Source organism: Caulobacter vibrioides OR37 (genome assembly GCF_000372645.1).
Classification (GTDB): domain Bacteria; phylum Pseudomonadota; class Alphaproteobacteria; order Caulobacterales; family Caulobacteraceae; genus Caulobacter; species Caulobacter vibrioides_E.
In genome coordinates, this window is sequence record NZ_APMP01000018.1 from 51406 (window position 1) to 67492 (window position 16087).

At 68.0% G+C, this 16087-nt stretch carries 14 protein-coding genes and 1 pseudogene; 7 read left to right on the forward strand and 8 right to left on the reverse strand.

The genetic code is table 11. From position 1 onward, the window contains the following. Positions 1-73 precede the first annotated feature (73 nt). Positions 74-204, forward strand: a pseudogene (locus tag OR37_RS22175) (hypothetical protein); the annotation flags it as partial. Between the two features lie 6 nt (positions 205-210). On the opposite strand, the gene OR37_RS13700 reads toward OR37_RS22175, so the two are convergent. From OR37_RS13700 to OR37_RS13710, 3 genes are all read right to left on the reverse strand, one after another. Beyond that, a complete protein-coding gene (locus OR37_RS13700) occupies positions 211-3480 on the reverse strand; it encodes a S41 family peptidase (RefSeq protein WP_054508560.1) in 3270 nt (1089 codons plus the stop codon). 101 nt (positions 3481-3581) lie between these two features. Beyond that, positions 3582-4703 carry an NAD(P)/FAD-dependent oxidoreductase gene (locus tag OR37_RS13705; protein ID WP_004620857.1) on the reverse strand — a complete coding sequence of 374 codons (1122 nt, stop codon included), beginning with the start codon at positions 4701-4703 and terminating at the stop codon, positions 3582-3584. Between the two features lie 223 nt (positions 4704-4926). Continuing rightward, positions 4927-8373: an indolepyruvate ferredoxin oxidoreductase family protein gene (locus OR37_RS13710; protein ID WP_004620859.1), complete on the reverse strand. Its 3447-nt coding sequence runs from the start codon at positions 8371-8373 to the stop codon at positions 4927-4929. A 142-nt stretch (positions 8374-8515) separates the two neighbouring features. Here OR37_RS13710 and OR37_RS13715 point away from each other — a divergent pair, with 142 nt between their 5' ends. Further along, entirely contained in the window at positions 8516-9013 is a 498-nt protein-coding gene (locus OR37_RS13715; protein WP_004620861.1) for an Lrp/AsnC family transcriptional regulator, read from the forward strand. Here OR37_RS13715 and OR37_RS13720 read toward each other — a convergent pair. Further along, positions 8985-9431, reverse strand: coding sequence for a hypothetical protein (locus tag OR37_RS13720; RefSeq protein ID WP_004620863.1), 447 nt, complete (start codon positions 9429-9431; stop codon positions 8985-8987). The genes OR37_RS13715 and OR37_RS13720 overlap by 29 nt on opposite strands. 95 nt (positions 9432-9526) lie before the next feature. Beyond that, positions 9527-9970, reverse strand: coding sequence for a DUF1801 domain-containing protein (locus OR37_RS13725; RefSeq protein ID WP_004620864.1), 444 nt, complete (start codon positions 9968-9970; stop codon positions 9527-9529). Positions 9971-10077: 107 nt separating this feature from the next. Between OR37_RS13725 and OR37_RS13730 the strand changes: the two genes are divergently transcribed. After that, entirely contained in the window at positions 10078-10974 is an 897-nt protein-coding gene (locus OR37_RS13730; protein ID WP_004620866.1) for a pirin family protein, read from the forward strand. Positions 10975-10976: 2 nt separating this feature from the next. On the opposite strand, the gene OR37_RS13735 is transcribed toward OR37_RS13730, so the two are convergent. Continuing rightward, positions 10977-12029: a phytanoyl-CoA dioxygenase family protein gene (locus OR37_RS13735; protein ID WP_200864139.1), complete on the reverse strand. Its 1053-nt coding sequence runs from the start codon at positions 12027-12029 to the stop codon at positions 10977-10979. 172 nt (positions 12030-12201) lie between these two features. On the opposite strand from OR37_RS13735, the gene OR37_RS13740 reads away from it, so the two are divergent. From OR37_RS13740 to OR37_RS13755, 4 genes are read left to right on the forward strand one after another with little or no spacing between them, the layout of a single operon-like run. Then, on the forward strand, positions 12202-13221 hold the full coding sequence (locus OR37_RS13740) for an adenosine deaminase (protein WP_004620870.1): 1020 nt from the start codon (positions 12202-12204) through the stop codon (positions 13219-13221). Between the two features lie 15 nt (positions 13222-13236). After that, positions 13237-14205 (forward strand): magnesium/cobalt transporter CorA, encoded by a 969-nt coding sequence (gene corA, locus OR37_RS13745; protein ID WP_004620873.1) that lies wholly within the window; start codon positions 13237-13239, stop codon positions 14203-14205. A gap of 43 nt (positions 14206-14248) precedes the next feature. Continuing rightward, positions 14249-14437 carry a type II toxin-antitoxin system HicA family toxin gene (locus OR37_RS13750; RefSeq protein WP_004620875.1) on the forward strand — a complete coding sequence of 63 codons (189 nt, stop codon included), beginning with the start codon at positions 14249-14251 and terminating at the stop codon, positions 14435-14437. A gap of 4 nt (positions 14438-14441) precedes the next feature. Continuing rightward, complete coding sequence (locus tag OR37_RS13755) at positions 14442-14837, forward strand: type II toxin-antitoxin system HicB family antitoxin (protein ID WP_004620878.1); 396 nt, start codon at positions 14442-14444, stop codon at positions 14835-14837. Here the strand turns inward: OR37_RS13755 and OR37_RS13760 are convergent. Both OR37_RS13760 and OR37_RS20790 read right to left on the reverse strand, forming a co-directional pair. Further along, entirely contained in the window at positions 14834-15340 is a 507-nt protein-coding gene (locus OR37_RS13760; RefSeq protein WP_004620880.1) for a DUF2199 domain-containing protein, read from the reverse strand. The two genes, OR37_RS13755 and OR37_RS13760, sit on opposite strands and share 4 nt — an antisense overlap. Before the next feature lie 165 nt (positions 15341-15505). Next, a complete protein-coding gene (locus OR37_RS20790) occupies positions 15506-16081 on the reverse strand; it encodes a hypothetical protein (RefSeq protein ID WP_004620881.1) in 576 nt (191 codons plus the stop codon). Positions 16082-16087 lie beyond the last annotated feature (6 nt).

Consider the following 16087-nt stretch of genomic DNA (forward strand, 5'->3'; position numbering starts at 1 on the left):
CGGACGCTAAGGGCCGCGACCATCGTGGGCGGCGACCCCGGTGTCAACACGAGAGGGGCTCGGTGATCCGACAAGCGCCCCCTCCGTCTCGTCGCCTCTCGGCGCCGATCCACCTCCCCCGCGCGCGGGGGAGGAGAAACCTTCTCCTCACCCGTGAAACGGGGGAGGTGGCGCGAGGCGAAGCCTCGTGACGGAGGGGGCGCTAAGTCGTCACTTCCCAAGCAGCGCTTTCACCGCCGCGTCCAGTTGCGCGTCCTTGCCCTCCAGGGTCTCGCCCAGCGGCCGCTCGACGGTCACGTCCACCGGACGCGGATGGCCTTCCATGTTCTGGCCGCGCAGGTCGTCGATGCGGATGAACGGCAGGCGCACCGACGAGCCGTCCAAGAGCTGACGGCCGCCGGTGAAGATGATCCAGCCGGCCGTCGGCTTGCCGACCACCTTGCCCAGGCCCAGGGCGCGGTAGCCCTCGGTGAAGTCCTCGGCGTCCGACAGCGACGACTCGTTGGTCACCAGCACCGTCGGCAGACCCAGGGCCCGCTGACCCAGCGCCTGGCGGCTCGGGGTCGGGAAGCGGTCGCGCGGCGTCATCATCAGGTAGTTGCGGCGGGCGAAGACGTCGATCACCCGGCCGTTGACATAGCCGCCATTGTTGTTGCGGACGTCGACGACCACGCCTTCCTTGCCCTGGTTCTGGGCGTCGAGGTCGATATAGAGCTGGTCCAGCGAACCGTCCGACATGTCGGCGATGTGCACATAGCCCAGCCGACCGCCGCTGATCCTGTCGACATAGGCCCGGCGGGCGTTGACCCACTGGCGATAGACGAGGCCCGAGGCCGTGGCGGTCGAGACCGGCCGCACCACCGCCTCGCGCCGCTTGCCCGCCGCGTCGGCGATGGTCAGCACGGTGCGCTTGCCGGCCTGGCCGCGCAGCAGGCGGTCCAGGTTGACGCCGGGGCTCAGCGTCTCGCCATTGACCGCGACGAGGGTCTCGCCCGGCTTGATCGAGCCTTCCAGCGCCGCCGGTCCCAGGGCCACGACCTCGCGGATCACCAGCCCCTTGCCGGCCTCATAGGCCTCGCGTTCGAAACGCAGGCCCAGATTGGCCGCGCGCGGCGCGATCCCCGACGGTTCCGGCTGTTTGCTGATCCCCGAGTGCGAGGCGTCCAGCTCGCCGATCAGGAGGTTGATGTCGCGCCGCAGTTCGTCGCCGGTGCGGACCCCGGCGATATAGGGCTCCCATTTGCGACGCAGGGCTTCCCAGTCCCTGCCGTGGAACTTGCCGTCGTAGAAGCCGCGATTCAGCACGCCCCAGGCCTGTTCGAAGACGACCGTCTTCTCGACGTCGAAGTCGACGTCCAGCTCGGCGTTCACCGCCAGGGGCTTCAGCTTGGGTTGTTCGATCGGCGTGGAGACGATCGAGCCCCCCTCCAGGAAGTAGACCTCCTTGCTGTCGGGGGTGAAGGCCAGCGCGGTCTTGGACTTGCGGCTGGCGGTCAGCTGCACCGGGGTGGGCGGTTCCTTGGCCAGCTCGTCGAGGCTGTAGCTATAGTAGTTGGTCTGGCCGGCGTTGCGGGCCTTGAACACCAGGGTCTTGCCGTCGGGGCTGATCACCGGATCGCTGGCGTCCAGGCCCAGGGGCAGGAAGGCGGCGCGCTCGCGCAGGCCCTCGAAGACGATCCGGACGGGCTCGACCTTCTTCTTGGCGCCCGCCGGCTTGTCGGCGGCGGCGACCGGCTTGGCCGGCGCGTCGGCGGACTTGGCCGGCTCGGTCTTGGGCTCGGCCTTGGGATCGGTCGGCGACTTGTCCGGCGCCTCGACCGGCTTGAAGAGGTCGCGGAACGCGTCCTCCTTGTATTTCGGCACGTTGGGCAGCAGGTCGACGCGCAGGATCCGCGCGTCCTCGCTGCGCTGGGCCATGTCGACCAGCAGGTACTTGCCGTCCGGCGACCAGGCGGTCTTGCCGACCTGGCCGTTGGCCAGGAACGTCACCGGCCGCGCCGGCCCGCCCTCGACAGGCACGACATGGACGTTGTCGAAGGCCTTGCGGTCGGTGACCGTGAAGGCCAGCCAGCGGTTGTCCGGCGACCAGGTGATCGGGGTGTCGTCATAGCCGCCCAGCGGGCCGGTGTAGAGCAGGCGATCGCCGGTTGCCTTGCCGGCCGCATCGAAGCTGATGACCCGCAGCTCCTTGCCGTCGCGCACATAGGCCAGGCTCTTGCCGTCGGGCGAGAAGGTCGGGACCGTGCTGCGCGCCGTCCCCGTGGTCAGCGCCGTCTCCTGGCCGCTGGCGAAGTCGTAGGCGTAGAGGTTGGCCGCGCGATCGCGCTCGGACACATAGACCACGCGCTTGCTGTCGGCCGACCAGGCCGGGTCGTGCTCGACGATCGGCGTGCGCGTGACGCGCTGGGCCGCCCCGCCCTCCTTTGTCGAGGCGGCGAACACCTCGCCGTGGGCGATGATCGCCACCTTCTTGCCGTCGGCCGACAGGGCCAGGTCGTCGAAGCTGGTTTCGTTCTTGTGCTCCTCGCCCGCCGCCGCCGGGGCGCCGTGCAGCACGATCGGGACCTTGGTCGCCTTGCCGCTGGCGGTGTCCAGCGACCAGATGGCGAAGTCGCGTTCGAACACGATCGTCTTGCCGTCATAGCCGATGGTCGGCCACAGCACGCGGCCGTCGGTGAAGCCCGTCACCTTCTTGGGCTGACCGCCCAGCGGCAGCTTCCAGAGGTTCTCGGTCCCGCCCTCGTTGCTCATGTACCAGATGGCCTTGCCGTCCGGGGTCCACATCGGCCAGGCGTGCTTAGCGCCCTCGGGCAGCAGCTTGCGGTAGGCGCCGCCGTCGATGGGCTTGAGCCACAGCTCGGTCTCGTCGATATGGGCCCCGCCGTTGCGCCACCACTGGCTGTTCGACAGGCCCTTGGCCATCAGGGCGATCGACTTGCCGTCCGGCGAGGGCGCGGATTCGAACTCGGCCAGGAACTGCTCGCGGCTGACTTCCAGCGGCGTGCCGCCCGAGGCGGCGACGCGGAAGATGTCGCCCTGGCGGCCGACGTCGTTGATCCCCGAGGTGAAATAGATCCACTGGCCGTCGCGCGACCAGCCGTCCAGCCCCTCGGCGCTGTCGCCATAGGTCAGGCGGCGCACCTCGCCGGTGGCCAGGGTCAGAATATAGATGTTGGCCACGCCCGAGCGGGTCGAGACAAAGGCCAGCGACTTGCCGTCGGGCGAATACAGCGGCCGCGACTCCGTGGCCGGATCGGTGACCAGCAGCCGCGCCTGGCCGCCGGCGGCGGGCGCGGTCCAGAGGTCCCCGCCCGAGGCGAAGGCGATCTCGCTACCGTCCGGCGACAGGGACGGCTCGGCCAGGGACGGCAGCGCCTGGGTCGCGGCCATCGCGGCCGAAGACATCACGGTGGAAGACAGGGCCGCCGCGAGCGCGACCGCCGACACGGCGCCGACCAGCGCCTTGACCTTGAAACCCATGGAACGCCCCAAACGCAGAAACTCCGAAGTCGGAATTGCTAGCACGAGCTTTGGCGAGGCCAACCGTGAACAAAGGTTCATGCTGGCCCTTTTTTCACCGCCTAGAGGCGATCGAGCAGACGCGCCGCGACCGCCTCGCCGATCGCCAGCGAACTGGTCAGGCCGGGGCTTTCGATACCGAACAGGGCCATCAGGCCGGGCAGGGCGTGATCCTCGACGCCGCGAAGCTGGAAGTCGGGCTGGGGCTCGTCCGGTCCGTGCAGCTTGGGCCGCACCCCGGCGTAGTCGGGCGCCAGCGCGCCGTCCGGCAGGCCCGGCCAGAACTTGCGGATATAGGCCGCGAAGGCCTCGGCCCGGGCCGGGTCGACCGAATAGTCGGGCGCGGGCACGTATTCCAGGTCCGGGCCGAACACCGCCTGGCCGCCCAGGTCGTTGCGATAGTGCGTGCCCAGCGCCCCGTGGATCGGCGGCGGATAGATCAGCCGCTGGAACGGCGCCTTGCCGGTCAGGCGGAAATAGACGCCCTTGCCGTAGTGGGCCTGAGGGATGCGATCGGCGGGATAGCCCTCGATGCGTTCGGCGACGGCCTGCGCCGACAGCCCCGGCGCGGTGACCAGCAGGCGGCAGGTCAGGCGGGTCGGATCGACGCCGCCGGCCCGCACGGTAAAGCCGCCGCCCGCGATCGGCTCGGCGCCCTCGAACGGCGTGGACAAGACCACCGCCCCGCCGGCGGCCTCGATCTCGCCGTGCAGGGCCAGCATGTAGTCGTGGCTGGCGAAGACCCCGCTCTGCGGCGACAGCAACGCCGCGTGGGCGTTGAGACCAGGCTCCAGGGCGCGGGCCTGGCCGCCGGTGAGCTTCTCCATGCCCTCGACATCGTTGGCCAGGGCCTGGTCCCAGATGGCGTCGAGGCGCGGGATCTCGTCCTCGCTGGTGGCCACCACCAGCTTGCCGCAGCGCTTATAGGCGACGCCGTGAGCGTCGAGGAACGCGTACAGAAGCCGCCGGCCCTGGACGCACAACCGCGCCTTCAGCGAGCCGGTCGGATAGTAGAGCCCGCCGTGGATCACCTCGGAATTGCGCGACGAGACGCCCTGGCCGATGTGGCCCTGCTCTTCCAGCACCGCCACGATCAGGCCGCGCCGCGACAGCGCGTAGCCGCAGGCCAGGCCCACGGCCCCCGCCCCAACAACGACGGCGTCGAAATCGAAGTCCTGGGTCATTTAGCGTCGCCGAATGCTTGACGGCGCGAATGCGAACGCGCCGCTCCATGACCGCATACAGGATCACGTAAAAGCCGCGCGGAACAGAGCGCCCTCCCCCTTGATGGGGGAGGGTTGGGTGGGGGTGGCGCGGCGGTGGAAGCCGGACGCGGACCCATCTCAGCAGGTCACCCCCATCCCCGGCCCTTCCCCCATCAAGGGGGAAGGGGGCGGGTAGCCCCCCTTAAGCCGCCCCGCCCCACCTTTCCCACAGCTTCTCCTCGGCCGCCTTGGCCGTCGCGACGGAGGCGTCCTTGACGTGGCCGAAGCCTCGGATCTGGCCGGGGATCTCGGCGATCTTGATCGCCAGCGGCAGGCTCTCGGCCGAGAGACCGGCCGACAGGCGGTCCAGCGTCGTCTCGTAGGACGCCATCAGGCCGCGCTCCATCTTGCGCTCCTCGGTATGGCCGAAGATATCCAGCGCGCCGCCGCGCAGGCCCTTCATCCTGGCCAGCATCGGGAAGGCCAGGTCCAGCATCCAGCCGCCGAAGGCGATCTTCCGGGGCTTGCCGTCGGCGCCCTTGGGGGCCAGCAGCGGCGGGGAGAGCCAGACCTTGGCCTTGCCGCCCTTGAAGGTCCCGGCCAGCTCGGCCGCGAATCGTCCGTCCGTATAAAGACGGGCGACCTCGTACTCGTCCTTGTAGGCCATCAGCTTGTGGAGATTGGTCGCCGCCGCGCGGGTCAGCGGCAGGGCCGAGTCCGCGCCGGAGACAGCGACCTCGGCGGCGCGGACCTTGGCGATCTTGTCGGCGTAGCGCTGGGCGTAGGCGGCGTTCTGATAGGCGGTCAGCTCGCGAACGCGGTGGGCGATGAGGTCGTCCAGCGGCATGGTCTCGGGCGTGGCGACCTTGTCTTCCTTCACCGCCACCGAGGTCGGATCGTGGGCCACGCGACGACCCAGCTCGAAGGCGGCGAGATTGGCCTCGGCGTCGACGCCATTCAGCTTGATCGCCCGATAGAGGGCGCGGCTGGAGACCGGGATCACCCCGCGCTGCCAGGCGAAGCCGACCATGATCATGTTGGCGTAGATGGCGTCGCCGAACTGGCTCTCGGCCAGGTGCTGGGCCGGACAGGCGTCGAAGGTGTTGGTCGCGCCCTTGATACGCCGCGCCATGGCCCCGCTGTCGAAGCGGATGTCGCGGCTGGTGACGAAGTCGGCCGTGGGGGCGAAGTCGCTGTTGCCGAAGGCCCGCGTGCGGTCCTTGGCGTAGAGCGACAGGCCTTCCGGCGAGGCGGCCACCAGCAGATCACAAGCGATCAGCACGTCGGCGCTGGCGGCCGGCACGCGGCCGCCGACGATGGTCTCCTCGGTCTCGCCGATCTTGACGTGGCTGAACACCGAGCCGCCCTTTTGGGCCAGACCCGTCATGTCCACGACGCTGCCGGCGCGGCCGTCGATGTGGGCGGCCATGGCGAGGATCGAGGCCACGGTGGTGACGCCGGTGCCGCCGACGCCCGTGAACAGGATCTTGCGCACCCCCGTCAGCGGCTCGAACACCGGCAACGGCGTCGACTCGGCGGTCAGGGGCGCGGGCGTCTTCTTGGACTGGGCGTTTTCGGCCCCCTCCAGCGTGATGAACGACGGACAGAAGCCCTCGACACAGGAATAGTCCTGATTGCAGCTGGACTGGTTGATCTTGCGCTTGCGGCCAAATTCGGTCGCCAGCGGCTCGACCGAGACGCAGTTGGACTTCACCGAGCAGTCGCCGCAGCCCTCGCAGACCAGCGGGTTGATGAAGACGCGCTGGGTCGCCTTGGGCATCGAGCCCCGCTTGCGACGGCGGCGCTTCTCGGTGGCGCAGGTCTGATCATAGAGCAGCACCGTGGTCCCGGGCGTCTCGCGCAGCATCTCCTGCACGCGCATCAGGTCCGAGCGCGGGAAGATCTCGACGCCGGGGGCGAGGTCCGTGACGCCTTCGTAGCGCTTGAGGTCATCGACCACGATGACGGTCTTGGCCACGCCCTCGGCCGCCAGCTGGCGGGTGATCTGGGCGGGGGTGAAGCCGCTCTCGGCCCGCTGACCGCCGGTCATGGCCACGGCGTCGTTATAGAGCAGCTTGTAGGTGATGTTGGTCTTGGCCGCGACCGCGCCCCGGATCGCCAGCGAGCCAGAGTGATTGTAGGTGCCGTCGCCCAGGTTCTGGAAGACGTGCTTTTCCGAGGTGAACGGCGAGGCGCCCACCCAGGTCAGGCCCTCGCCGCCCATGTGGGTGTTGAGGTCGGTCATCGGGTCGTTGAACCCGGCCATGTAGTGGCAGCCGATGCCGGCCAGGGCGCGCGAGCCCTCGGGCAGCTTGGTCGAGGTGTTGTGCGGGCAGCCCGAGCAGAAGAACGGCTTGCGGGCCTGGTCGGCCGCCAGGCTGACGGCGGCGACGCCGGCGGCGCTGACCCGGTTCAGATAGGCCTGGGCCCGTTCCATGTGCGGACCGTCCGGCAGGCGGTCATAGATGGCCAGGGCGATTTCGGCGACCGACAGGGCGCCTAGCTCCGACAGCAGCGGCCCGCCCTTCTCGTCGGTCTTGCCGATGATGCGGGGACGCGCCTGGGCGGGCAGGTCGTAGAGCGCCGCGCGCGCCTGGGGCTCGATCAGGGCGCGCTTGTGCTCGATGACCATCAGGGTCTCGAGGCCGGCGGCGAAGGCGCGCAGGCCGACGGGCTCGAGCGGCCAGGGCATCCCGACCTTGTAGATCGAGACGCCCAGGTCGGCGGCTTCCTGCAGGGTCATGCCCATGGCCGTGAAGGCCTCCAGCACGTCCTTATAGGCCTGGCCTTGGCAGACGATGCCGAGACGCGCCTTGCCCACCCGCACGTGCGAGGCGCCCAGCACCACGCGGTCGATCCCGTTGGCGCGGGCGAAGGCCAGGGCGGCGGGCAGCTTGTGCAGCCGCATCCGCCGCTCCTTCTCCATCGGCTGGTCCTTCAGTCGGATGCCGAGACCGCCGGGCGGAAACGGGAAGTCGGGGATAATGAGCTTGTGGCGGTCCAGCGAGACGTCGATGGTCACGCCCGAGTCCATGGTGTCGGCCAGGGCGATCATGCCCGTCCACAGGCCCGAGAAGCGCGACAGCGAAATCCCGAGGATCCCATAGTCCAGCACCTCCTGCACGTCGGCCGGCGACAGCACCGGCATCTCGAAGTCCTGGAAGGCGAACTCCGACTGCGACGGCAGGGTCGAGCTCTTGCAGCCGTGGTCGTCGCCGGCCACCGCCAGCACCCCACCGGTCGGGAAGGTCCCGGCGAAGTTGGCGTGCTTGAAGACGTCGCCGGTGCGGTCGACGCCGGGCGCTTTGCCGTACCACATGCCGAACACGCCGTCGTAGAGGGCGCCGGGGAACAGATTCGCCTGTTGGCTGCCCCAGACGGCGGTGGCCGCCAGGTCCTCGTTGAGGCCTTCCTGGAAGACCACGTCGTGGGCGGTCAGCAATTTCTTGATGCGCGCGGCCTGCTGGTCCAGCCCGCCCAGCGGCGAGCCGCGATAGCCGGAAAGATAGCCCCCGGTGTTCAGCCCGGCCAGGCGATCGAGGCGCTTGCGGTCCAACAGGACCCGCAGCAGCGCCTGCACGCCAGTGATGAAAGCCCGACCATCTTCGAGCACATATTTGTCGTCGAGCGTGACTTCCGAGTGCCGCATGGCAATTTTTTTCCTCCCGGGGCTTCCCGGCCTTGAAGCAATATCTTATAGAAGCACGGAAATTGTTTGCCCAAGGCGTGCCCGAGTCATGGCCGTTTTGCGCAAAAATGGAGCGTCAACGCCCTCTGGGGGGAGGAATTTCTTGTCCGAACAACTCGACGCCGTGGATGCCAAGATCCTCGATCTGATCCAGCACGACGCCGGACTGTCCGTCGCCGAGATCGCCGAACGCGTGGGCCTGTCGTCCAGCCCCTGCTGGCGCCGGATCAAGCGCCTGGAGGACGCGGGCGTCATCCAGCGTCGCGTCACGATCCTGGACCGCGAGAAGCTGGGCCTGGGCTTCGAGGTCTATTGCACCGTCAAGCTGTCCCTTCCGACCAAGGAAAATCTGGACACGTTCGAACAGGCGGTCGCCAAGTGGGCCGAGGTCGTGCAGTGCGCCACCGTGACCGGCGCGGCCGACTACGAGATGCGGATCGTCACCCGCGACATGCGCGCCTTCGACGAATTCCTGCGCGACAAGCTGCTGTCGCTGGGCCTGGTCAGCAATATCGAGAGCCGCATCGTGATCCGCGGCGTCAAGAACTCGACGGCCGTGCCGCTGGGCCTGATCAGCCCGTATGTGAGCCCGCTGGGGTAAGAGCTTTTTCGAACCCCGTTGGATCCCGCAGCTTCAGCGTGATCCTCTCGGCGTCTAGGCCCTTGCGATAGGTGATGACGACGGCGTCGCCGAATAGGCCGGGTTCGCGCTCTACTCGAATGATGTCGCGCCGCTGGATATCGTGATCCAGTCCCCAGACCTGGGGCAGGAACGCGAGATTGAACGGGAAGATAGGGGTTATCCTCAAGCGTCCATCGTGAATAAAGACCAACAGGCAATTGCGCGCACCTCCAAGGGCCCGCAGACCACCAGCGTGGCCCGAGACGCCGCGCTCAGCGAACGGCGCTTCACGTGGCGCTTGAGGAAAGATCGGCAGCCCCTTCCGCCTAGCGTAGAGAATGGAGGCCGCGACCCAACCGGCGAGCCAGATGAAGACGAAGACCCAATAAGCGGGCATGTCCGTAAAATCCGAGCCGCGCTCCACGGGCCACCCCACTCACAACAACCAGAAATCCAGGTCCTATAGCCCCTAGCCAAGCGCAAGCGTTCGTCTTAGGGCCGCCGCGCGCGCTGCTTGGGCGAGATCGACTTGATCACCAAAGGCCCCTCGCCCTCCGGCGCGGGGCTTTGCCGTTCCAGCGCCTGGTCGAGCAGGGCGACGATCTCGGGCCGCTCCAGATCCTCGACGGAGTTCAGCACCACGTGACGCACGCGGGCGCCCTGGCCTTTCAGCACGCCGGCCGGATCGTCCAGGCCGCTCCCGTACAGAAAGAACAGCGTCACCCAGCGCGGATAGAAGGCGATCGAGACGAACGCGTCCTTGGCCCGATCGCCATGGGCGAAGCCGACGGCCAGGGCGTTGTAGTTGTCATAGACCAGCCGGTGGGCGCCGGGCATCCTCTGGCGCAGGCGGGCGATGGCGGCCAGGCCGCGTTCGGCGATCTCGGGCGCGTAGCGGGCGGCGAAGGCGGCCAGCTGGTCGTCGGGCGTCTCCATGGTCTCCCCCTTCCTCGACGCCGCAGCAGACGCTTTTCGACCGTTTTCGACAAGCATCCCGGACGAGTCCCCGCTAAGCTCCGCGCGCGCCACCGCCCGGAGCTCCCATGATCGACCTCGTCTTCGACGCCCGCCGCCACAACCTCGGCAATTTCGAGGTCGGCCGGGTGTTGCCGTTCCACGCCCGCCGGATGGTCGGCCCCTTCACCTTCCTCGATCACATGGGCCCGGCCGCCTTCGATCCGGGCTTCGCCAAGAGCGCCGACGTGCGCCCGCACCCGCACATCGGCCTGTCGACCCTGACCTATCTGTTCCAGGGCGAGATCACGCACCGCGACAGCGTCGGCTCTCTGGCGGTGATCAAGCCCAGCGAGGTCAATTGGATGACCGCCGGCTCGGGCATCACCCACTCCGAACGCTTCGAGGGCCTGCGCGAGCACGGCGGCCGCATGGACGGGATGCAGGCCTGGATCGCCCTGCCCCAGGAATATGAGGAGATCGCCCCCAGCTTCACGCACCACGAGGGCCCGACCGACCTCCCCTACTACGAGGGCGGCGGCATGAAGGCCCGACTGATCGCCGGCGAGGCGTTCGGCGCCAAGGCCAATGTGCCGGTCTTTTCGCCGCTGTTCTATGTGCACTGGGAGCTGGAGGCCGGCGCCACGGCCGCCCTGCCGGCCGAATATTCCGAGCGCGCCGCCTATGTCGCCTCGGGCCGCGTCGAGGTCGATCACCGCGCGCTCAACGCCACCCAGATGGCCGTGTTCGCGCCCGGCGAGACGGTGGTTTTCAAGGCCCTGGAGCCCTCGACCGTCATGCTGCTGGGCGGCGAGCCGATCGGCCCGCGCTTCATCGAATGGAACTTCGTCTCCTCGTCCAAGGACCGCATCGAGCAGGCCAAGGCCGACTGGAAGGCCGGCCGCATGAAGCTGCCCGACCTGGACCACGACGAGTTCATCCCGCTTCCCGAAGGCCCGCCGCCGCCGGCGCCGCCGATGTCGTAAAGCTATTTGTATCGCCGCCGCTCGCGCGCGCCATGGCGTGCATAATGGGCGCGCGGCTCAACGCCGGCCGCGGCCACGTCGGGGTTCAGGACGAGATACAGCGCCGGATCGAAGTCCTTAGGGGGGCCAAAGCTGAAGGGGGATCGCCAGCGGTCCAGACGCAGGCGGCGCATCACCTTCCTGGCGAGGGCGTTTGAGCCGCCGCGCGCAACCTTGGCGATCGGCCGATCGACATAGATGTTGGGCGCGACGGCGCCGGTCGCCACATCGATGATGGTCCGCAGGTCGAGATTGCCGGCCAGCGGGTCCGAGAAGGCCGGCGTGTAGTAGGCGCAGTTCTCGAAGTAATAGTGGGTCACCTGCGACCAACGTGTCCGCTCGGGATCGTTCTGGCGGCTGCCGCCATGCAGCAGATTGGCCGCCCAGATCAGTGCCTGGCCCTTTTTGGGGCGGAAGTATTCGGGTCGCGTCCCGGTGGCTTCGATCAGCGCGCGCCAGGCGGCTTCATAGGGCGGCTGGGCGAAATCGACCGTGTTCGCCCCGGCCACCCGGCCGATCGCGTCGTTGTAGAGGATCGGCCACCGGTGCGAGCCCGGATAGTACACAAGCGGGCCGGCGTCTTCGTGGATGTCCTCCAGGGCCAGCCAGACGCCACACATGAAACGCTCCGGCACGCTGGAAAAATGGACCGAGTCCGAATGGACGTGCTGCTGGGTGCCGACCGGAAAGTTCAGGGTCTGGAACGGAAAAGCCCGGCGTCCATACAGCTTGGACAGCAGGTCCAGCACTGTCTGGTTGGCGGCGATGGCGCGCACATCCTCGTTCGTGCGCCAAGCGTCCTGCACCCTGAGGCCGTCATTGGCCGCCCAGCCCGCCGCGCGCCAGCCGGCGAAGTCGTAGCGGGGCGTCAGATCGGCCTTGATCCGTTCGATGCGGGCGTCGAGGTCGTCGTCCGGAAAATCCATGACCGCGAAACCCTGGTCATGAACCTGTAGGGCGATGGCGCGCTCACGGTCAGTGAGGTCCATCTGGCCCAGCGACGCCTGGAGCAGCATGGACTCAACAAGCGGAACGCCGGGCATCAACGCCTGGGAAATAGTCAACCGCAAGCCCCCCCTTACTACACAACTCAACTTAACCGACCATTGACCACGTCGCTAGCGGATTTCGGCGACAAAATCTGCGCGATGGTTGATCGTCGCCGCCTCACCGGCCCATAACTCCCCCATGACCGACACCGCTTTCGCCACCTTCGTTCGCGGCCTGCCCAAGGCCGAGCTGCACATGCACATCGAGGGCAGCCTCGAGCCGGAACTCATGTTCGCGCTGGCCCAGCGCAACGGGATCACCCTGCCCTTCAAGTCGGTCGACGAGATCCGGGCGGCCTATCAGTTCTCGAACCTGCAGGACTTCCTGGACATCTATTACCAGGGCGCGGGGGTGCTCCGGACCGCCGAGGACTTCAAGGAGCTGGCCCTGGCCTATTTCAAGCGCCTGGCGGCCGACGGCGGGACCCACGCCGAGATCTTCTTCGATCCCCAGACCCACACCGATCGCGGCATCGCCTTCGGCGTCGTCATGGAAGGCCTGCTGGCCGGCATGGACGAGGCCGAGAAGACGCTGGGCGTGACCAGCAAGCTGATCCTCTGCTTCCTGCGCCACCTGTCGGAGGACAGCGCCTTCGAGACCCTGGAACTGGCCAAGCCGTGGCTGAACAAGCTGGCCGGGGTGGGCCTGGACAGCTCCGAGGTCGGCCACCCGCCGGCCAAGTTCGCCCGCGTGCTGCAAGCCGCCCGGGACCTGGGTCTCAAGGTCGTGGCCCACGCCGGCGAGGAAGGCCCGCCCGCCTATGTCTGGGAAGCCATCGACCTGGTGAAGGTCGACCGCATCGACCACGGCAACCGCGCCCTGGAGGACGAGGCCCTGACCGCGCGCCTGGTCAAGGACGGCGTCACCCTGACGGTCTGCCCGCTGTCGAACCTGAAGCTGTGCGGCGTGCCCAGCCTGGACGTCCACCCGCTGAAGACGATGCTGGCGCTCGGCCTGAAGGCCACGGTCAATTCCGACGACCCGGCCTATTTCGGCGGCTACCTGCTGGAGAACTATCTGGCCACCGCCCAGGCCGTGGGCCTGACCCGCGACGAGATCGTGACCCTGGCCAGGAACAGCTTCGCCGGCTCGTTCCTGAGCGAGGCCGAGAAGGCCGCGCGCCTGGCCCAGATCGACGCCTACGTCGCCGCGCACTGATTTGAGCCCGCGCCCATGAGCGTCGTCGCCGCCTGCGCCTATCTCGACGGCAAGCCCGTCCGCGCCCTCGACCTGGCCGATCCCGAGGGCCTGAAGCCGCGCGGCGACGAGTTCGTGTGGATCGGCCTGGTCGAGCCCGACGAGGCCGAGCTCGAGGTGCTGCGGCAGGCGTTCCACCTGCACCCGCTGGCGATCGAGGACGCGCTCAGCGCCCGCCAGACGCCCAAGGTCGACGTCTACGGCGACCAGCTGTTCGTCGTGGCCAAGACCGCGCATCTCGACAACGACCACATCCAGTATGGCGAGACCGACTTCTTCGTCGGCCGCCGGCACCTGATCACCGTCCGCCACGGCTCGGCCCGCGCCCGCACCGAACTGCGCGCCCAGCTGGAGGCCGCGCCGGTTCTGCTGGCGCACGGGGTCGACTATGTGCTGCACGCGGTGCTGGACTTCATCGTCGACGGCTACATGCCGATCGTCGATACGATCGAGGAGGAGTTGCAGGCCTTCGAGCGGCGCGCCCTGGACGCGTTCCTCAGCCGCGCCGAGATCGCCCGCATCTTCAACCTGCGCCGGGCGCTGATGCGGTTCAAGAAGATGCTCGGCCCGATGGCCCAGGTGGCCAGCGCTCTCGAGCACCACGAGCTGCCCTGCATCGACACCGAGGTGCGGCCCTATTTCCGCGACGTCCGCGACCACATCCAGCGCACCGAGATCCTGGTCGACGGCCTGCGCGAGGTGCTGACCTCGGTGTTCGAGATCTCTAGCTTGCTGGAACAGCAGCGCCAGGGCGTCATCACCCGCCAGCTGGCCGCCTGGGCCGCCATCCTGGCCGTGCCCACGGCGATCGCCGGCATCTACGGCATGAACTTCGAGCACATGCCCGAGCTGAAGTGGCGCTACGGCTACGAGGCCGTGCTGGTCGCGATCGTGTTGGTGTGCGGCCTGCTGTACCGGCGGTTCAGGAAGACGGGTTGGCTTTAGAGCGACTTGACCACCCACGAATTAATACACATAAATACACATCATGAACAGTCGTGAGGTGATCTCCGCGCTGGAGGCCGATGGCTGGGTCGAGGTGGCTCGCCGAGGCTCCCACGCCCAGTTCAAGCACCCCACGAAGCCCGGTCGCGTGACCGTTCCGCATCCGAAGCGCGACCTGCCGCTCGGGACGTTGCGGTCGATCGAACGGCAGTCGGGTCTGATCCTGAGGTAGTCTGATGACCAACTACATCGCCCTGATCCATAAGGACGCCGACAGCGAGTTCGGGGTGTCGTTTCCCGATCTGCCCGGTTGCGTCAGCGTGGGGACTACGCTGGAAGAAGCGCGACTGAACGCCGAGGAGGCTGTGGCGCTTCACGCCGAGGGCCTGATCGAGGACGGCGAGACCCTTCCCGAGCCCTCGACGCTGGACGAGGTCATGGCCGATCCGGCGAACCGCGACGGCGCGGTGATCATCGTACCGCTGAAGACCGCCCAACCCCGGACGGTGCGCGTCAACATCACCCTGCCGGAAACCACCCTGCGCGATATCGACGCCTATGCCGAGAGCCACGGCTTCACCCGTTCGGGCCTGCTGGCGCGCGCCGCCAAGCGGATGATCGACGCGGCTTAACTGTCAGCCCCGCAGATCTCCAAAATCTCATGATGCCGCGCGGCGTCGATGCCGTCGCGCTGGTCCTGAGCCAGGCGGCTCTTGTCGGTTTCCAGCAGGGTCAGGGTCGGCCGCTCGCCGGGGTCCTGGAACTGGATCAGCACGCGCGTGCCCAGGGTCACGCCCGGATAGGGCTCCAGCCGGTTGGCCAGCTTGCCCGGGACCGGCGGCTCGTCGCGCCCGTCCTCGTCATAAAGTTCGAGATAGCGCTCGAAGACCTCGGCCTCGACCTCCGCCCAGGCGCCCCAGCCGAAATAGTCGTCCAGGCCCTTCAGCGGAACGGGCAGGATGCAGCGGATGAAATAGCGCTCGCCCCACTGGCAGAGGTCATCGTTGAAGCGCGCCTGCCCGTCGCGTTCGGCCTCGGGCAAGGCCCAGACCTCGTCGGGCAGAGTGAAGCCTCGGTCCCTGGACAGGCCTTCATGCTCCTGGCCGCAGATCGCACAGTAAAACGTATCGGCCATCACTCACCTTCGGCGCATCGACAGACCGAAGGCTTAAACCAGCGCGGAGATCGACTCTAGAGCCTCGCGCGTCAAACGGAATCGTTTTGACGCGATAACGAGGATCTAAATCAATTACTTAGAGCGTGACACGCGCCGAAACCGGTTCCCCCTTCGCGTCGAACTCTAGCCCAGCGGGCGCAAGTCTTGCGGCGGGGTTTCGCGCTCGCCGGAAATCCGCCAGCCGGTCTTGGTCTTGCGCAGGTAATAGAGGTTCTCGACCTGGCCCAGACCGTTACGCTGCACGCGGACCTTGACCAGGCCCTCCTGCCCGCTCTTGTCGATGACCGGCATGGTGACGACCTGAACCCGGGCGCGCGGGGCCCCGCCCCGCGATCGATAGACCGCCTGACGCTGGTCGTCGGTCAGCACGCGGCCCAGAACGCTGGCCTGGCGCGCGAAGTTCGGACAGGCCATGGCGTTGGCCGGGGTCACTTCGGAGAGGCGACGGATGGTCTCGGCCGACGGCGCGGACCTGTGCCATCCCGAAGCCTGGGTGAGTGTCGCCGCGTTGTCCCAGTCGCGGATCGGCAGGGCCTGGCCGGCGCTGAAATTCAGCGCCTCGCCGGAGGCGGCGTGGGTGGCGTAGGCGGCGATGATCGGCTCCAGCGCCTCGCAGGCCTCCCTCTGGTCGCGCTCGGCGGCGGTGGCGAGCGATGCGCTGAACGAAGCGATCGCGGCGAGGACGAGGGCGCGGACCATGACGGG